This window comes from Hydrogenovibrio sp. SC-1, assembly GCF_002848135.1.
GTDB lineage: Bacteria > Pseudomonadota > Gammaproteobacteria > Thiomicrospirales > Thiomicrospiraceae > Hydrogenovibrio.
This window is the reverse complement of record NZ_PKGB01000018.1, coordinates 23836-39521: the sequence shown is the minus strand read 5'-3', so window position 1 is coordinate 39521 and position 15686 is coordinate 23836. Positions and strand designations below refer to the sequence as shown.

Annotated in this window: 16 protein-coding genes; 9 read left to right on the top strand and 7 right to left on the bottom strand. The window is 43.7% G+C overall.

Features of this window, described 5'->3' with window-relative positions; all coding sequences use genetic code 11:
• Window positions 1–7 precede the first annotated feature (7 nt).
• The 5 genes from CYQ88_RS09595 (at window position 8) to CYQ88_RS09575 (ending at window position 4299) form a co-directional block, all read left to right on the top strand.
• Window positions 8–268 carry a helix-turn-helix domain-containing protein gene (locus CYQ88_RS09595; protein WP_101841139.1) on the top strand — a complete coding sequence of 87 codons (261 nt, stop codon included), beginning with the start codon at window positions 8–10 and terminating at the stop codon, window positions 266–268.
• Between the two features lie 56 nt (window positions 269–324).
• On the top strand, window positions 325–1887 hold the full coding sequence (purH, locus tag CYQ88_RS09590; protein ID WP_101841138.1) for a bifunctional phosphoribosylaminoimidazolecarboxamide formyltransferase/IMP cyclohydrolase: 1563 nt from the start codon (window positions 325–327) through the stop codon (window positions 1885–1887).
• A gap of 12 nt (window positions 1888–1899) precedes the next feature.
• On the top strand, window positions 1900–3189 hold the full coding sequence (gene purD / locus CYQ88_RS09585; protein ID WP_101841137.1) for a phosphoribosylamine--glycine ligase: 1290 nt from the start codon (window positions 1900–1902) through the stop codon (window positions 3187–3189).
• A gap of 156 nt (window positions 3190–3345) precedes the next feature.
• On the top strand, window positions 3346–3621 hold the full coding sequence (locus CYQ88_RS09580; protein ID WP_101841136.1) for a late competence development ComFB family protein: 276 nt from the start codon (window positions 3346–3348) through the stop codon (window positions 3619–3621).
• A 24-nt stretch (window positions 3622–3645) separates the two neighbouring features.
• Entirely contained in the window at window positions 3646–4299 is a 654-nt protein-coding gene (locus tag CYQ88_RS09575) for a metalloregulator ArsR/SmtB family transcription factor (RefSeq protein ID WP_101841135.1), read from the top strand.
• 64 nt (window positions 4300–4363) lie between these two features.
• Here CYQ88_RS09575 and CYQ88_RS09570 read toward each other — a convergent pair whose 3' ends face one another.
• The 5 genes from CYQ88_RS09570 to CYQ88_RS09550 form a co-directional block, all read right to left on the bottom strand.
• Complete coding sequence (locus tag CYQ88_RS09570; protein WP_101841134.1) at window positions 4364–5698, bottom strand: diguanylate cyclase; 1335 nt, start codon at window positions 5696–5698, stop codon at window positions 4364–4366.
• 115 nt (window positions 5699–5813) lie between these two features.
• Complete coding sequence (locus CYQ88_RS09565) at window positions 5814–6143, bottom strand: hypothetical protein (protein WP_101841133.1); 330 nt, start codon at window positions 6141–6143, stop codon at window positions 5814–5816.
• A gap of 344 nt (window positions 6144–6487) precedes the next feature.
• Window positions 6488–7027, bottom strand: coding sequence for a hypothetical protein (locus CYQ88_RS09560; RefSeq protein ID WP_101841132.1), 540 nt, complete (start codon window positions 7025–7027; stop codon window positions 6488–6490).
• Window positions 7028–7051: 24 nt separating this feature from the next.
• Window positions 7052–9373, bottom strand: coding sequence for a nitric oxide reductase activation protein NorD (locus CYQ88_RS09555; protein WP_233188857.1), 2322 nt, complete (start codon window positions 9371–9373; stop codon window positions 7052–7054).
• Window positions 9374–9460: 87 nt separating this feature from the next.
• A complete protein-coding gene (locus tag CYQ88_RS09550) occupies window positions 9461–10279 on the bottom strand; it encodes a CbbQ/NirQ/NorQ/GpvN family protein (RefSeq protein WP_101841130.1) in 819 nt (272 codons plus the stop codon).
• A 310-nt stretch (window positions 10280–10589) separates the two neighbouring features.
• On the opposite strand from CYQ88_RS09550, the gene CYQ88_RS11530 reads away from it, so the two are divergent.
• Complete coding sequence (locus tag CYQ88_RS11530) at window positions 10590–10730, top strand: hypothetical protein (RefSeq protein ID WP_158236039.1); 141 nt, start codon at window positions 10590–10592, stop codon at window positions 10728–10730.
• On the opposite strand, the gene CYQ88_RS09545 is transcribed toward CYQ88_RS11530, so the two are convergent.
• Together CYQ88_RS09545 and CYQ88_RS09540 are read right to left on the bottom strand one after the other, a co-directional pair.
• Entirely contained in the window at window positions 10727–11080 is a 354-nt protein-coding gene (locus tag CYQ88_RS09545; RefSeq protein ID WP_101841129.1) for a ribulose bisphosphate carboxylase small subunit, read from the bottom strand. The genes CYQ88_RS11530 and CYQ88_RS09545 overlap by 4 nt on opposite strands.
• Window positions 11081–11103: 23 nt before the next feature.
• The gene (locus tag CYQ88_RS09540; RefSeq protein ID WP_101841128.1) at window positions 11104–12522 is read right to left on the bottom strand and encodes a form I ribulose bisphosphate carboxylase large subunit; all 1419 of its coding nucleotides are present in this window, start codon (window positions 12520–12522) and stop codon (window positions 11104–11106) included.
• A gap of 197 nt (window positions 12523–12719) precedes the next feature.
• Here CYQ88_RS09540 and CYQ88_RS09535 point away from each other — a divergent pair, with 197 nt between their 5' ends.
• The 3 genes from CYQ88_RS09535 to CYQ88_RS09525 all read left to right on the top strand — a co-directional run bounded on the left by CYQ88_RS09535 (window position 12720) and on the right by CYQ88_RS09525 (window position 15510).
• The gene (locus tag CYQ88_RS09535) at window positions 12720–13646 is read left to right on the top strand and encodes a LysR family transcriptional regulator (protein WP_101841127.1); all 927 of its coding nucleotides are present in this window, start codon (window positions 12720–12722) and stop codon (window positions 13644–13646) included.
• A 118-nt stretch (window positions 13647–13764) separates the two neighbouring features.
• Entirely contained in the window at window positions 13765–14502 is a 738-nt protein-coding gene (locus CYQ88_RS09530; RefSeq protein WP_101841126.1) for a CHAD domain-containing protein, read from the top strand.
• A 63-nt stretch (window positions 14503–14565) separates the two neighbouring features.
• A complete protein-coding gene (locus tag CYQ88_RS09525; protein ID WP_101841125.1) occupies window positions 14566–15510 on the top strand; it encodes a LysR substrate-binding domain-containing protein in 945 nt (314 codons plus the stop codon).
• The last annotated feature ends 176 nt before the right edge of the window (window positions 15511–15686 follow it).

The window sequence follows — 15686 nt, the reverse complement described above, 5'->3', positions numbered from 1 at the left end:
ACACTTTATGATCAATGATAGGCCTACATCTTCCTCTCAATGTTTGAGCAAACACGTCACTCAAACCTTGCAAAGCTACTTCGCCACTTTAGAAGGCGAAGTGCCCAGTGATGTTTACCAAATGGTCATCAGTCAAGTAGAACGTCCGATGATTGAATTCGTTTTACAAGAAACCCAATTTAATCAAAGTCGATCGGCTGAAATCTTAGGCATCAACCGCAATACACTCAGAAAGAAAATGCAAACCTACGACATTGCCCAAGCCTAAATTTACGATACCGATCTGATTACTCAAATTTTTAAACTTTTGGAGAAAACATCCTTATGAAACCTGTTCGTCGCGCTCTTATTAGTGTTTCAGACAAAACTGGCATTATCGAATTTGCCGAATCCTTAGTGGCGATGGATATTGCCATCCTATCAACTGGCGGAACTTATAAAGCCCTATCAGAAGCCGGTATTGCCGTTACCGAAGTCTCTGACTATACCGGCTTCCCCGAAATGATGGATGGTCGTGTTAAAACCTTACACCCGAAAATTCATGGCGGTTTGCTCGGTCGTCGAGGCATTGATGATGACGTGATGCAAGCACACAATATCGATCCAATAGATATGGTTGTCGTAAATTTATACCCGTTCGAAGCAACCGTTGCTAATCCGGATTGTGCTTTAGAGGACGCCGTTGAAAACATTGATATTGGTGGACCCACCATGTTACGTTCAGCGGCCAAAAACCACAAAGACGTTGCTGTGGTCACCGACCCTAACGACTATGCACCGATCCTTTCAGAGTTGCAAAACAATGAAGGTCAACTGTGCCACGCAACCCGTTTTGATTTAGCTATCAAAACCTTTGAACAATCGGCACGTTATGATGGTGCCATTGCCAATTACTTTGGCGCTCTCTTCTCAGAAGATGCCGAAGATACCTTCCCGCGCACCTACAATACACAATTTGTTAAGAAACAATCGATGCGTTATGGCGAGAACCCTCATCAAAAGGCCGCCTTCTATACGGAACGCCAACCTGCTGAAGCCTCAATTTCAACAGCCACCCAAATTCAGGGCAAGGCCTTATCCTTTAATAATATTGCCGACACAGATGCCGCGTTAGAGCTGGTCAAAACATTTGATGAAACCGCTTGTGTGATTGTTAAACATGCTAATCCCTGTGGTGTCGCTGTCGGTTCAACCGCTTTTGAAGCCTATGAACGCGCTTTTAAAACCGATCCAACCTCAGCATTTGGTGGGATTATCGCCTTTAATACCGAATTGGATGCTACCACCGCAAGAGCAATTGTCGAACGGCAGTTTGTTGAAGTCATTATTGCACCTAGCGTTTCAGAAGAAGCTAAAGCCGTTGTTGAAGCCAAACAAAATGTCAGACTCTTGGCCTGTGGTGAATTGGGACAACCACTTGCGGCTTATGACTATAAGCGCGTTACCGGTGGACTCTTAGTTCAAGACCGTGACTTAGGCATGGTCACCGCAGATGACCTGAAAGTGGTCACCGAAAAAGCACCAACCGAAAAACAAATGCAAGACCTATTATTTGCTTGGAAGGTGGCTAAATTTGTTAAATCCAATGCCATTGTCTATGTCAAAGATGGCATGACCATTGGCGTGGGTGCAGGGCAAATGAGTCGTGTTTATTCTGCCAAAATCGCTGGTATTAAAGCGGCCGATGAAGGCTTGGTTGTACCCGGTTCGGTAATGGCGTCCGATGCCTTCTTCCCTTTCCGCGATGGTATCGATGCAGCCGCGGCGGCTGGTATTACCGCCGTGATTCACCCTGGCGGCTCTATGCGTGATCAAGAAGTGATCGACGCGGCGAATGAACATGGTATCGCGATGGTCTTCACTGGCATGCGCCACTTCAAACATTAAACGAGAAACATTATGAACGTATTGATTATTGGTAGCGGTGGACGTGAACATGCATTGGCATGGAAATCGGCTCAATCGACACAAGTAAACCAAGTCTTTGTGGCGCCGGGTAATGCCGGAACCGCCTTAGAACCCAACCTAGAAAACGTTGATATTGCCGTCGAAAATCTACCAGGCCTGGTAGATTTTGCACAGCAGAATGACATTGACTTAACCATCGTTGGCCCAGAAGTTCCGTTAGTTTTGGGTGTAGTTGATGCATTTCAAGCTGCTGGCCTTAAGTGTTTTGGTCCCAGCAAGGACGCTGCACAATTGGAAGGCTCTAAAGCCTTTTCCAAGGACTTTCTGGCCAAACATCAAATTCCCACGGCCGCCTATGCTGTGTTTACTGAGATTGATCCAGCCATCGACTATATCACCAAAATGGGTGCCCCTATTGTTGTGAAAGCCGATGGCTTGGCCGCTGGTAAAGGAGTTATCCTAGCGCAAACCAATGATGAAGCGATTGCCGCCGTCAAAGATATGCTTGCCGGCAATAAGTTTGGCGATGCCGGTGCCCGCGTGGTAATTGAAGAATTTCTAACGGGTGAAGAAGCCAGTTTTATTGTCATGGCCGATGGCAAACACGTATTACCGATGGCTACATCACAAGATCATAAAGCTCGGGATAACGGCGATACCGGCCCCAACACTGGCGGAATGGGCGCTTATACCCCTGCGCCAGTGGTCACGCCTGAAATTCATCAACGCATCCTTGAAGAAGTCATCTACCCAACCATTGAAGGGATGGCTAAAGACGGTCTACCTTATACCGGCTTCCTCTATGCCGGTGTAATGATTGCTGAAGACGGCACCCCCAAAGTGCTTGAATTTAATTGCCGATTTGGTGACCCTGAAACTCAACCGATTATGATGCGTTTACAATCTGACTTGCCAGAGCTGTGTTTAGCTGCACTGGAGCAGAAACTGGATCAAGTTGAAGCCAAATGGGATAGCCGTTCAGCACTGGGTGTGGTCATGGCGGCTGCAGGGTACCCTGAAAGCTATGATAAGGGCGATGTGATAACCGGCATTGAAGAGGCTAATAATGACAATACCAAAGTCTTTCACGCGGGCACCAGTCTGAATAACTCCGATCAATTGGTTACGTCTGGTGGACGTGTGCTGTGTGTCACCGCTTTGGGTGACAGTGTCAGCGAAGCACAACAGAGAGCCTATGCTGGCCTGGCTAAAATCCATTGGCAAGGTGCCTTTAACCGTACCGATATTGGTTACCGCGCAGTGGCACGCGAGAAAAAGTAGTCTCACTGTTGGCTAAAAGCCAGTATGTTTTAAAAGGGCTTTAAAGCCCTTTTTTTATCTCTCAAAGTTCGGTATAGTTTATTAAGTCGATTTTATCGCAAAAGCCTGCATTCATTCTCGGCTAGGCTTTATCCCAATCATCAGAGGAATCATCGCATGTCTGATTTAGAAACGGTTCACAACTACTATGAAAGACCTATCTTCAACTATATCCAAGAACATTATTATGACTGTGGCTTAACCGAGAACCAACTTGCCGATATGGCTTGCATTGCCCTCAACCGAATTCCACCACGCTATATCCGTTATGATATTGATATGTCTTTTTACATGTCTGCGGCTGAACATTTAGAAATTGAGGAACGTGTTAAAAAAGCTGTGGCCAAAGCCTATAAAAAAGTGAAAAAGCTGGATGGTATCGAATCGGACTAACGTGCAGAATGATAAGACCGAGCAATGTCTGACACCCCACTTAAACGCAGTCTCTTCGAACAGCTTGCCCAAGTCAGCAAGGCAATGGGACATAGCAATCGGCTAATGATTTTAGATGTGTTGGCGCAAGGCGAAAATGATGTCGACAGCCTACATCAAAAGTTAGAACTCAGTATTGCTAATGTCTCTAAACACCTGCAATCACTAAAGCAAGCTGGCTTGGTTAAAAATAGACGAGAGAAACAGCGAATAATTTATCGTTTAAGTGATGAATCCGTTTTCCAGTTAATTATCAGCCTTCGCCAAGTGGCCGAAACTCAGCTGGATGACATGCAAGCCTTATTACAAGCGCACCTTCAACCCAACACACCTTTAGAGCCCGTTTCATTCGATACGCTCAAAAAGCTAACACGTGACAATCAAAACTATACATTATTGGACGTCCGACCTGAAGACGAATTTGCTGCAGGCCATTTACCCAATGCAATTAATATTCCGATTGAAACCTTAACACACAACTTAGCAGCACTTAGCCCCCAAACCCCACTGATTATCTATTGCCGTGGCCCTTATTGCATGTGGTCGCAACAAGCCGTCGAAACCTTGCTTTCACAAGGGTTTAATGCCAAGCGTCTCATAGAAGGGTATCCAGAATGGCACGCCCAGCAACGCTATTAAGCCCTTCAAGCTTGGGTTGAGACCATCCGTAATGACGCAATAGCAGACAAATCAATACAAATACTTATATTGAAAACACTTGATTACGACCATTTTCTTTGGCCTGGTACAACGCATTATCCGCACGATTTAATAGCGAATCACTAGAATCATTTGGTTTTGCTTCCGCATGACCAATACTCACGGTTAAATGCTCAACCGATGGAAATAAATGCTCAGCAATCCCCTCTCTTAACCGCTCTGCCAATTGCATAGCGGCGGGTGTTGCGGTTTGAGGCAATAATATTACAAATTCTTCGCCGCCCCACCTGGCTAAAATATCAGACTCCCGAGTATGGTTTTTCATTTCAACAACCAACTCTTTTAAAACAAGATCACCGACAGAATGACCATAATGATCGTTGACCTGTTTAAATAAATCAATATCGATTATCAACAAAGACAAAGACTCCTGATAACGCGTTGTTCGTGCCAGGTTAGTTACCAGTTGTTCGTCAAAGGCTCTTCGGTTGTAAATCCCAGTTAATTCATCAGTGATTGACAGTTTTTTTAAGGCCCTTTCGGTTTTTTCACGCTGCTTAATTTCTTTTAGCAGTAGCTCCCTTGAGGTCATGGTTTCATTTAGATTTTGTGACATCGCATTTAAGCAACTGGCCAAATCACCAATTTCATCATTGGAAACCACAACCGCTTTTGAAGCCAGGTCACCTTCACCAATGCGCTTTGCTGTTAGTGCCAGTCTGACAATTGGATTGGAAATTAATTTTCCTAAAAAGAGTGCAATCAAACTAGACGCGATGGTAAAGATAACCCCAACAATTAAAATCAGTTGCGTTGTATCCTCCGTTTCAGACAATAATTTATCCTCTGAAATTGAAACAACAATATGCCAGCCCTCACCCTGATTCCCTTTTAAATGATCAACCGATTCTTTTTTGCCGCCAAAGCCAATAGACCTCGTTCCCATGGTTGTGCTGACCGGCGCAACGGCCATTAAATACGTTTCGCCGACATTTACCAGCCGAGCTGTCGTTTCTTGCTTCGATGCCAATAGCGGGCGTAATGAAGGAATAACTTCGGTGGTTAATGGAACCACATTCGCTGCAGAAACAATGAGTCCGCCAGTCCGAACAATCTTTAACTGTCGAATATTATGTTTAGCAAAATCTTGAACAAACCCCGTTAGCGACCCCATAATATTGACATTACTTTTGAGTAAACCAATAATCTGACCGTTTACTTTTATGGGAACGACCACGCCTAACACATAGCCATCGACACTGGTGTCGTAACCACGATCATCCAAAAAAACACGACCTTGACCATCGTCATAGCTAGCTTGCCACCAATATTTATGAGCGTGTGCAAGCGTCGTCAGTTTACCGGTTGATGCAATCATTACGCCAAAACGGTTCGTTAAAAAGATCTCTCCATATTCGCCTGGTAAAATTTCTTGCTGAGACCTCAAATACTGAGCGACAGCATTCGTTAGGTGCTTTTGAATAAAGGGATCATCAATGGACGCCGTTTTTTTTCCATTGCGTATTTAAGGTATTAATTTCTTGCTGACATATGCGGTCTGACAATCGTGCAAAATGCTGATTACTATCTTGAAGCGCTTGTTTAATAATCGGTGCGGAAGCTAAGGTAATCGCAACAGAAACTTTTTCTTTTAGGTGCGAGTCAATATGTTGTGAAACCTGAGCAGAAATATTTTTTTGTAACTCAAGTTCTTGGCTAAAAACAATTTTACGGTTAATGGAATCATAGCCTGCGGATAGTAGCAAAACAATCAAAGCACCAAATAGCGCCATAATGGTTGCTGCTTTATATTGAATTTTCATAATAACGGTCTTTTTTGTTCAGCGCTTATTGATACTTAACAACACCTTATTGCAGCATCAAAGACATCATCAAGCTAAATTTTTTACTTATTATGACATACAAATAGCCATTAAGCACCCGTAACAAAACTTGAATGATCTGCTATGTCTGCACTCCAGAATTGCATAGAGGCATTCAGTGCGGCGTGAACAAAAAATAGTTTAATTTGATATTAAAGGACTTTCATCGGCTCTGTGAGCCAGATGTTTACCCCCGACAAGGGGGGACTATATCGAGTTGGAATGGAAATGCATTTTTTTAAGTTGCAATCGTTTCAAATATTCATCAACACTCGATAGCGCATTTAGGCCACATCCATGCTACTAAAGCGACAAACATTTACGCTAATATAATCACCATAGGCATGGTCAGACGCTAACCAATTTTTAACCTTATTTTCTATCGCCATTGGTGGGTAATTTTCTGAAAGTGCCAAGCTGATGCCATATTTAAAGCGGGGGCTATCCGCACCCTCTAGTGTTAAGGTGCCCTGATCCACAAACAGCTTTAAATCTGCTTGTTTGCTTGGCATAGAAACCAATGCGTCAGCACCATGCGCTGCAATCAACTGCGTCAATTGCTGATTAAAACACTGTTTACTCATCGGATTAAATTGATAATACTCGGCAACTAACGCTTCTGAACGTTCGATTAACGATGCTTTTAAGGCTTGATCCGACTCAAAATACTCCTCACCCAATTCAAAAATGACAAATGGCTGTTCACTTTTACCCACCGTCAGAGCCACATCATTTTGTACTACTAACGCAGCACCTTCTAAAATGGCTTGATAGTGGCTTTGTTCCAACGCCTCTAACGCGGCAATAAACTGTTTTGAATTCATAACATCATCCTCGATAACCATCCACTAGGTGGTTAAGTTGGCAAATAATTGTGGTAATTTCTCAGGTAACTTTAGAACATCATCCACAATCGCATAACGGTTTTGGCCAAAAATCTGCTGCACATACTTATCGGCAAACTGATCAATGGTCAAGCAATAGGAATACACGCCTTTGGTTTGTAATTCTTCTACCGCTTTTTTAGCATCTTGTTTTAAATATTGACTGTCTTTTTCATCAATATCGGCTGGTTCACCATCAGTAATCACCAACAGTAACTTCTGTTTACTCGACTGTCTTTCTAAATAATGACCTGCATGGCGCATGGCTGTTCCCATTCGAGTGGACAAACCGCCCTGCATTCCCGCTAACTTTGCGTGCACATCGGCATCAAAAGGCTCATCAAATTGTTTAAATCGAGTGTACTGCACATCATGACGACCATCCGAAGCAAAGCCATGCACGGCAAACTGATCACCAATGCCGTTAATCGCATGTGCCACCAAAATAGCCGCTTCTTGCGTCACTTGTAGTACCGTTTTATCTTCACCTGTCACATACTCATTAGTCGATTCTGACAAATCTAACAAAATCACTACGGACACTTCTCGACTGCGAATGATATTTTTCATGGTAATGCGCGCATCGGGTTCTTGCCCCATTCTTAATGCAGTAATGGCTTCAACACAAGCATTTAAATCCAGTTCGTCACCATCTTCAATCCGACGAACACGCTGTAAGCCAACGGCTTGTAACTTATCAACGATTTGTTTAATACGATGCGCAATGCCCTTATTTTGCTCCAAGATCTGGTCATACAAAGCCGGGTCGCCCTTTTTGGCACGATGCTCATACAAAGTGGCCCAATTGGGGCGATTCAACTGCACACGATAGTCCCACTCGTGATAATGAAACGGATCGGAAATTGGATCCACCCCTTCCAATTCGTTGTAGGATTGACCATGATCTTCATAAGGAAATAATTCAGATCCCAACACCCAAATTTCATCATGATCCACATCGACCAATTCTGAGTCGATTTCATTGATCATTTCCATCACGGAAACATGCTTACGGACGGTTTCTTGGTAGCCTGATGCAGCGCCATCCATTTCCCCCCATTCTTCTGACGCCCATATCAATCGGTTATCATCGCGATAAGGGAAGCGCATCCATTTAATTTCTGTCAACGACTCCCAACGACTGGTCGCTTGTTTCAAATGGTTATAGAGTGTCATCCCCAAGTCCCAAGACCACTGTTCATTATCTAAATTGGCTTCAATTTCAGCATGGAATTGCTCAGCAATCAGAGACAACGAATCGTCCCCCAACTCAATAGATGAGTCCATGAGGGCTAATGCCAACTTTTCTAACCGATAAGCAGTCGATTTTTCTGACAAATCCGTGGTCTCCATCGCCGCCTTTGTCACTTTCATCCACAGATTCTTCAGACCGGGAAACTGCTGAATGGCATTGTATTCAACTCGTGCATCTTCAATCAGCTCAATAAAAAACATTTGTTGTGGATTCAACTGTTCCATTGAAATAGCGGCCGAGCTATACATAATATGCGAAGCCATATGTGCGGCCATGGCTCGATACAATTCTGCACCTTTAATGTCGCCCAAATCATTTAATGCATCTGGCAAGTGCATCGCCATCCTTTCATAAAAGGGCTTAAAGTCATCAAAGTCGGATGCCGTAGGTCGAATAAAGAAATCTCGCGCCCAAAAAGCTCGTAAATAAAAATTAATGGGGCGATGGTAATCAATAAACAGTGAGCCTTTTCGCTGTTGCTGAAACACCGCTTTTGAGTCTTCCGATTGCAAACCGAAATAATCCATCTGCGCTTGAAAGTTACGCGCATGCGCTTGTGCACCCCATTGTGCCCAACGCCGCAAACCAGACACCGTTAACTTCGACATCAAGTCATCCATAATGCCTAACATCGGACGCAAGCCACGCGGTGTTTTCGAACCCAACTGATAAATCAAGGCCAAATATTGTCTCAGCAGCTCAATATCGCCCGTTCTTTCAGCAACCAACGGCAGAGAATCCAGAGTCAAAGAAACCACTTCTCCCGATGTCACCGAGGACAATTTCATCACCGTTTCTAAAATATCATCCAGGATCTCATCTTCAACCTGTGCCACGACTTGAGGAACGGCTTCAAGATAGCTAATGACAATTTGCTGTCCTTTGCCCAAATAGGCGATTCCCTGGGCGTTTTGCAACCAAGTCTCGCGTGTCGCCTCCGACATCTGATGGGATGCTTCTTGAATCAATGAATCCAGCATTTCGTCTAATTGCGGAACGCTTTCAATCAAGGATTCCTTGATTTCTTGCATATCAAAGCTCATTGCTTAACTCACTTTTAATCTGTGTTATTTTTCACCAGGCCTGGTCAAAATTTCGCTCATTTGAGCTTATTTGACTCATTCAAAGAAGGTTTCAACCGTGGTTAATAGCGTATCCAAAATATCATCATCATCGGTTAAAGGGGTAATCAGCGCCATTGAACAGGCCTTTTTAGGATCAACCCCTTTATTAATCAATTGCCCGGCATACACCAACAATCGGGTTGAAATCCCTTCATCCAAACCATGACCTTTTAAATTCCGAGAACGTTGTGCAATTTGCACCAGCTTTTCCGCGGTTTCCAAATCAATGCCCGCTTCTTTCGCGACAATATCCGCTTCAATTTCTGCTTCTGGGTAATCGAACTTAAAGCCCCCAAAACGCTGTTTGGTAGATTGTTTCAAATCCTTCATCATCGATTGATAACCCGGGTTATAGGAAATGACCAACTGGAAATCCGGATGGGCTTCTACCAGTTCCCCTTTTTTATCCAACGGTAATACACGGCGATGGTCGGTTAATGGGTGAATCACCACGGTGGTATCTTGACGGGCTTCCACGACTTCATCTAAATAACAGATTGCGCCAATACGCGCCGCCACCGTTAAAGGACCGTCTTGCCATTTGGTGCCATTGATATCAATCAAATACCGCCCGACCAAATCCGATGCAGTCATATCTTCGTTACAGGCCACCGTAATCAATGGCTTTCCAAGTTTATGCGCCATATATTCGACAAACCGAGATTTACCACACCCTGTTGGGCCTTTTAGCATCATCGGCATTCTCGATGCATAGCCAGACTCAAACAAAGCAACTTCATCCGCCACCGGACGATAAAACGGCGCTTCTTTAATTAAATATTGATTGGGATCTAACGCATTAATTTCCGACATTTTCAGTTCTCCGTAGGCAAATCATTTCAAATGGTTTTACTGTTTAGGGGTGTTTACTGTTTCAAATAAACACACCTAAACCTTAAAAAAACCAGCTAGTTTCGGGGCTAGCTGGCTGTTGCTTAGGCCAGTGAGGTATCAAAACTGACCCAATCAACTCGGTTAGCGACTGCAAAAACAGGCTCTGCAACCGCCGAAATTCAATTGCCGTCTCCCCTCACTTTTAGCTCAGGAAAACGGACGCGATCTAAACAAAAACTTAAACCGCGATTTACATTTGTGGCTAACCCAAAAATCAGCCAGTAAACAAATGGCATTAAAACGTTCGCCAGTAGCTCAAGGGCTAGGCGGACGCAGCGCAGAAACCGGAGTGTGCCATGAGCATATGAAGATTTCGAGCCGCGCCCAACAACGTCCTTGGGTTGCTGGCGGGCGTTTTAACCCATTTTAAATATCGCCGCGTTTCACCAACATATTAGCGCCCTGTGACTGTGCATAGTTATCGTAACCAATCAAACGAACATGATTGTTTGGGTTGGCTTTGATACAGGCAGCTACTTCAGCAAGTACGGTATCGGCAGACGTTTCGCCAAACATTGGCAACTTCCACATATACCAGTAATACGAAAAGGCATTTTCCGGCTCGGTATGTTCTACCGCAGGGTTCCACCCTTTGCTGATAATGTACTCAACCTGGGATCTAATTTGCTCATCCGTCATCTTCGGAAGGTATGAAAAGGTTTCAGCCTTACGCGAAGTCGGATCGGATAAACGCGATGGATAATCTTGTACTTGACTCATAATTTATGCTCCTTTAAATTCAATTACTTATGCTTCACGTCTAACTTATCAACGGTATCGAACTCGAACTTGATTTCCTTCCAAGTTTCCATAGCGATTTTCAGCTCTGGGCTATGCTTAGCTGCTGCGGTCAAGACTTCTTTACCGACTTTCTCGACTTCTTTACCTTCATTACGAGCTTGTACACACGCTTCTAAAGCAACACGGTTAGCAGCGGCCCCGGCAGCGTTACCCCATGGGTGACCTAAGGTTCCTCCACCAAACTGCAGTACGGAATCATCACCAAAGATCGAAACCAGGGCAGGCATATGCCAAACATGAATCCCACCCGAAGCGACGGGTAATACGCCAGGCATGGCGCCAAAGTCTTGGTCAAACATAATGCCGCGTGAACGATCTTCTTTAATATAACTATCGCGCATAATATCGATCCAACCCAGGGTTGCTTCACGATCCCCTTCTAACTTACCAACAACGGTTCCAGAGTGAAGGTGATCCCCCCCCGATAAACGCAACATTTTTGTCAAGACACGGAAGTGAATCCCGTGATGTGGGTTACGGTCGATCACCCCGTGCATGGCACGGTGAATGTGAAGTAACATACCGTTATCACGACACCAGTTTGCTAAGCCTGTATTCGCAGTAAAGCCCCCAGTTAAGTAATCATGCATGATGATAGGCGACCCTATTTCTTTCGCAAATTCAGCGCGCTTATACATTTCTTCAGGCGTCGGTGCAGTCACATTTAAATAATGCCCTTTACGCTCACCTGTTTCAGCCTCAGCTTTATCAATCCCTTCCTGACAGAATAGGAAACGATCACGCCAGCGCATAAAGGGTTGTGAGTTAACGTTTTCATCATCCTTGGTAAAGTCCAAACCACCGCGTAAACATTCATAAACCGCACGGCCATAGTTTTTCGCAGACAAACCTAGTTTCGGTTTAATGGTACAACCCAACATCGGACGACCGTATTTATCCATTTTGTCACGTTCAACTTGAATACCGTGTGGTGGTCCACCACAGGTCATCACATAGGCCAATGGCACTCGAACATCTTCCAAACGCAGTGAACGCAGAGCTTTAAAGCCGAATACATTCCCCACTAAGGAAGTCAACACATTCACCACCGACCCTTCTTCAAATAGGTCAATTGGGTAAGCAATAAACGCGTAAAACGCAGCATCATCACCTGGCACATCTTCAATGCGATAAGCACGCCCTTTATAATGATCCAAGTCGGTTAATAGATCGGTCCAAACCGTTGTCCAGGTTCCCGTTGAAGATTCTGCTGCAACCGCTGCTGCAATCTCTTCACGAGGAACACCATCCTGTGGAACTACTTTAAAACACGCTAGAAAGTCCGAATCCTTCGGCTCATACTCCGGCATCCAATAAGTTTCGCGGTATTCTTTTACACCAGCGTTATAAGTCTTAGCCATCTTATACCTCTTCGTTATAAAAAATTAATCGTTAAAAGAGTCTGAAAAACGATTTTGTTTCCAGTGGTTTGCATCTTATCGAAAATACCCTAGCAACTGACTCAGTCTTTGTTATACAATTCATAAACAAATGCTTATGATTGAAACTTAATAGCTTTATTTTCAATAACTTAATTTTTCACACTTAAGGAAATGACATGCACAACCTCCACATTACCGCACAACAAATTCGTATTTTTGAAGCCGTGTCACGTCATTTAAGCTATACCAAAGCCGCTGAAGAACTCAGCCTTTCGCAACCCGCTGTCTCGGCACAAATCAAACGCTTAGAAGAAAATAATGATGTCAAATTGATTGAAGTGATTGGCAAAAAACTGTTTCTTACTTCTGCGGGGGAACACATGTTTAAAACCTGCAGCCACATTCTGGATGAACTTAAAGACCTGACCGCCCATATTCGTAGTCAACAAAATAAAATTGAGGGTGAACTGAAATTGGCCGTCGTAACCCCCGCAAAGTATTTCATTCCGTATGTGCTTAAAGCCTTTTTAAACCGGTATCCCGATGTGCAACCCAGTATTACGGTGGTGAACCGCCGGCGGATTTTGTCAGAACTCAAACAAAACCAATATCATCTATCGATTATGGGGCGCGTCCCGCCAGAGCTCAAAATGGAAGCCTTTCCATTTTTTAAAAATGAGTTGGTGATTGTCGCCCCACCGAATCACCCCCTTGCCAAGAAAGGTGAACTCAGCCTAGATCAATTAGCCAATGAAAGTTTCTTAATGCGAGAAAGTGGTTCCGGCATTCGCATCGCCACCGAAGAACGCTTTGCCGAAAAAGGTCTTGAGATTCGTCCCTATATGGAATTGGGCAGTACTGAAGCTATAAAACAAGGGGTGATGGCAGGCCTGGGCATTTCTGTCATACCTAGACACGCTGTGCGTATTGAAGCCAAGTATGGTCATTTGGCCATTTTAAATGTAGAAGGCTTCCCTCTCAGCCGAGACTGGTATATTGCTAAAATGCAAGATAAAGTATTAATGCCACCCGCTGTCGCTTTTCTGGATTTTTTAAAGGAAGTGGATATTAATAGACTGCTTGCGATGTCGGATACGCGTTAACTCCGTTCTCTTAGCAAAGCCGTACGAACAACCGCCAATCCAAAACGTGACGTTTGAGAAGTTAAACTCACCGCTAGTTGTCATATCAACACCGATAAAAAAGTCGTATACTTTAGTCATGTACTCCAAGTTGCTGTTTTCCTATTTGTTGAAACTTCTGCAAAATGCAGAGTCTTTGTTGCCGCAAATCCATAGTGGCAGTGACGTTGAACATCTCCATAAATACCGAGTCTCCCTCAGACGAGCACACTCGCTTATCAAGATCTATCTCAAAGCGCATCGTGATTTTAATGCGCCGCTCAAATCGCTGCTCAAATCGACCAACGAATTGCGTGAGATCGATGTGCTGATGATGAGTATCGATGCCGAGGAATATCCTTCTCTACTTTCAGATCTTGTGCAGTACCGAAATAATTTGTATCAGGAACGCTGGCATATTGAAATTGTAGACAAGCATAAAAACGAGCTACACCAGTCCATTACACAATTGAATCAACTTCAATATGATCTATCGAACGAAGCGCTCATCAAGATTGCTCTGAATCAATTCCAAAATGCCATCGCCTTAAAAAAACAGCTCAGCCACAAAAGCAGTGCGAAAAAAATACACCAAGTGCGGATTGACTGTAAATTGGCTCGCTATACACTAGATTTTATTCATGACAAGGGCTTGCATGACGTCAATAAACAAATCAAGAAATGCAAGAAAATTCTAAACCATTTTGGCGACATCCAAGACACCGCCAATCAACTTGCGCTTTTAAAAGATTTCTGCGAAAGCCATTCGTCAAGTGAATGCAAAGCGCTTTACAACTCGCGCAAAAAAACCTTTAAAAAGCTCAAAGAAACGCTATAAAATTGATGGTAATCGAATTTTGCAAAGCTGCGATGCTTGCTGAATAAAAAGAAAGAGAGGCCAATGCCAGAAAAAAACTCGCTGCTTGCACGCAGTGCTACCCTTCGACAACTACAGGTATTCGAGAGTATTGCTCGCCATAGCAGTTTCTCTAAAGCAGCGGAAGAGCTTCATCTGACCCAACCCACTGTGTCGATGCAGGTTAAAAAGTTGTCTGAAGTCTTAGACAGCCCTTTATTTGAGCAAATTGGCCGTAAAGTTCATCTAACCGCAGCAGGTAAAGCCCTTTATGAAGCGGCGAATAATACGCTACAGCAACTGTCTATTGCCGAACAAAAGATTAATCATTTAAAGGGATTTTCAGGTGGCAGTGTGCGATTTACGGTTATTTCGACCGCACAATATTTTGTCCCCAAAGTCATTCATGAATTCACTCAAACCTACCCAGATGTCACCGTTATTATGCGCGTGGGCAATAAAGAATCTTTATTGGAACGTATTCAGCAAAACAAGGATGACTTCTATCTACTAGGCCAACCACCAGAAGACCTGAATGTCGAATCCTCACAATTGTCAGTTAACCCGCTGGCGTTTGTTGCGAATAGCCACCACCCTTTGGTTGGCAAAGTCTTATCCATTGGCGATTTAAGCGATGAACCCTTTCTAATGCGAGAAACGGGGTCAGGCATTCGTGCTCAAGTGGAAAAGGTGTTTGAAGAGTTTCAATTTGAACCCAATATTAAAATGGTGTTGGGCGGCAATGAACCGATACGATTAGGGTTACTGCAAAACCTCGGTATTACGGTTGCCTCCATCCCCACTCTCATGGATGAAATCAATCAAGGCAAAATTTCAATTCTTGATGTCAAAGGGTTTCCCATTAACCGCCACTGGTACTTGACCTACCCAAAAGGGAAAGTTCTTTCGATTGCCGCTGAAAAACTCATTGAACTACTGAAACAAGAAGGCCAAAAGCTCAGCGAACTGGCCTTTAATAAGTTTAGATAAACGTTTTCCAAATTGATAAGCTTCTACAAAAAACGACTTTAATATAGATAAAAGGCTATACTAACAATCAAAATTATTGATTTGAAGTTATTGGTCGTTTCCTTATAATATCCATTCAAGTTTTCGGGGTTAAGCCATTTTTTTAAATGACTTAACAAAAATAAAGAGTGGCTTTT

Excerpts from the sequence above, each read along its gene's own strand:
- CYQ88_RS09595 (WP_101841139.1), top strand. The coding sequence starts at position 8 with ATGATCAATGATAGGCCTACATCTTCCTCTCAATGTTTGAGCAAACAC.
- purH (WP_101841138.1), top strand. The coding sequence starts at position 325 with ATGAAACCTGTTCGTCGCGCTCTTATTAGTGTTTCAGACAAAACTGGC.
- purD (WP_101841137.1), top strand. The coding sequence starts at position 1,900 with ATGAACGTATTGATTATTGGTAGCGGTGGACGTGAACATGCATTGGCA.
- CYQ88_RS09580 (WP_101841136.1), top strand. The coding sequence starts at position 3,346 with ATGTCTGATTTAGAAACGGTTCACAACTACTATGAAAGACCTATCTTC.
- CYQ88_RS09575 (WP_101841135.1), top strand. The coding sequence starts at position 3,646 with ATGTCTGACACCCCACTTAAACGCAGTCTCTTCGAACAGCTTGCCCAA.
- CYQ88_RS09570 (WP_101841134.1), bottom strand. The coding sequence starts at position 5,698 with ATGATTGCATCAACCGGTAAACTGACGACGCTTGCACACGCTCATAAA.
- CYQ88_RS09565 (WP_101841133.1), bottom strand. The coding sequence starts at position 6,143 with ATGAAAATTCAATATAAAGCAGCAACCATTATGGCGCTATTTGGTGCT.
- CYQ88_RS09560 (WP_101841132.1), bottom strand. The coding sequence starts at position 7,027 with ATGAATTCAAAACAGTTTATTGCCGCGTTAGAGGCGTTGGAACAAAGC.
- CYQ88_RS09555 (WP_233188857.1), bottom strand. The coding sequence starts at position 9,373 with ATGCAAGAAATCAAGGAATCCTTGATTGAAAGCGTTCCGCAATTAGAC.
- CYQ88_RS09550 (WP_101841130.1), bottom strand. The coding sequence starts at position 10,279 with ATGTCGGAAATTAATGCGTTAGATCCCAATCAATATTTAATTAAAGAA.
- CYQ88_RS11530 (WP_158236039.1), top strand. The coding sequence starts at position 10,590 with ATGGCATTAAAACGTTCGCCAGTAGCTCAAGGGCTAGGCGGACGCAGC.
- CYQ88_RS09545 (WP_101841129.1), bottom strand. The coding sequence starts at position 11,080 with ATGAGTCAAGTACAAGATTATCCATCGCGTTTATCCGATCCGACTTCG.
- CYQ88_RS09540 (WP_101841128.1), bottom strand. The coding sequence starts at position 12,522 with ATGGCTAAGACTTATAACGCTGGTGTAAAAGAATACCGCGAAACTTAT.
- CYQ88_RS09535 (WP_101841127.1), top strand. The coding sequence starts at position 12,720 with ATGCACAACCTCCACATTACCGCACAACAAATTCGTATTTTTGAAGCC.
- CYQ88_RS09530 (WP_101841126.1), top strand. The coding sequence starts at position 13,765 with ATGTACTCCAAGTTGCTGTTTTCCTATTTGTTGAAACTTCTGCAAAAT.
- CYQ88_RS09525 (WP_101841125.1), top strand. The coding sequence starts at position 14,566 with ATGCCAGAAAAAAACTCGCTGCTTGCACGCAGTGCTACCCTTCGACAA.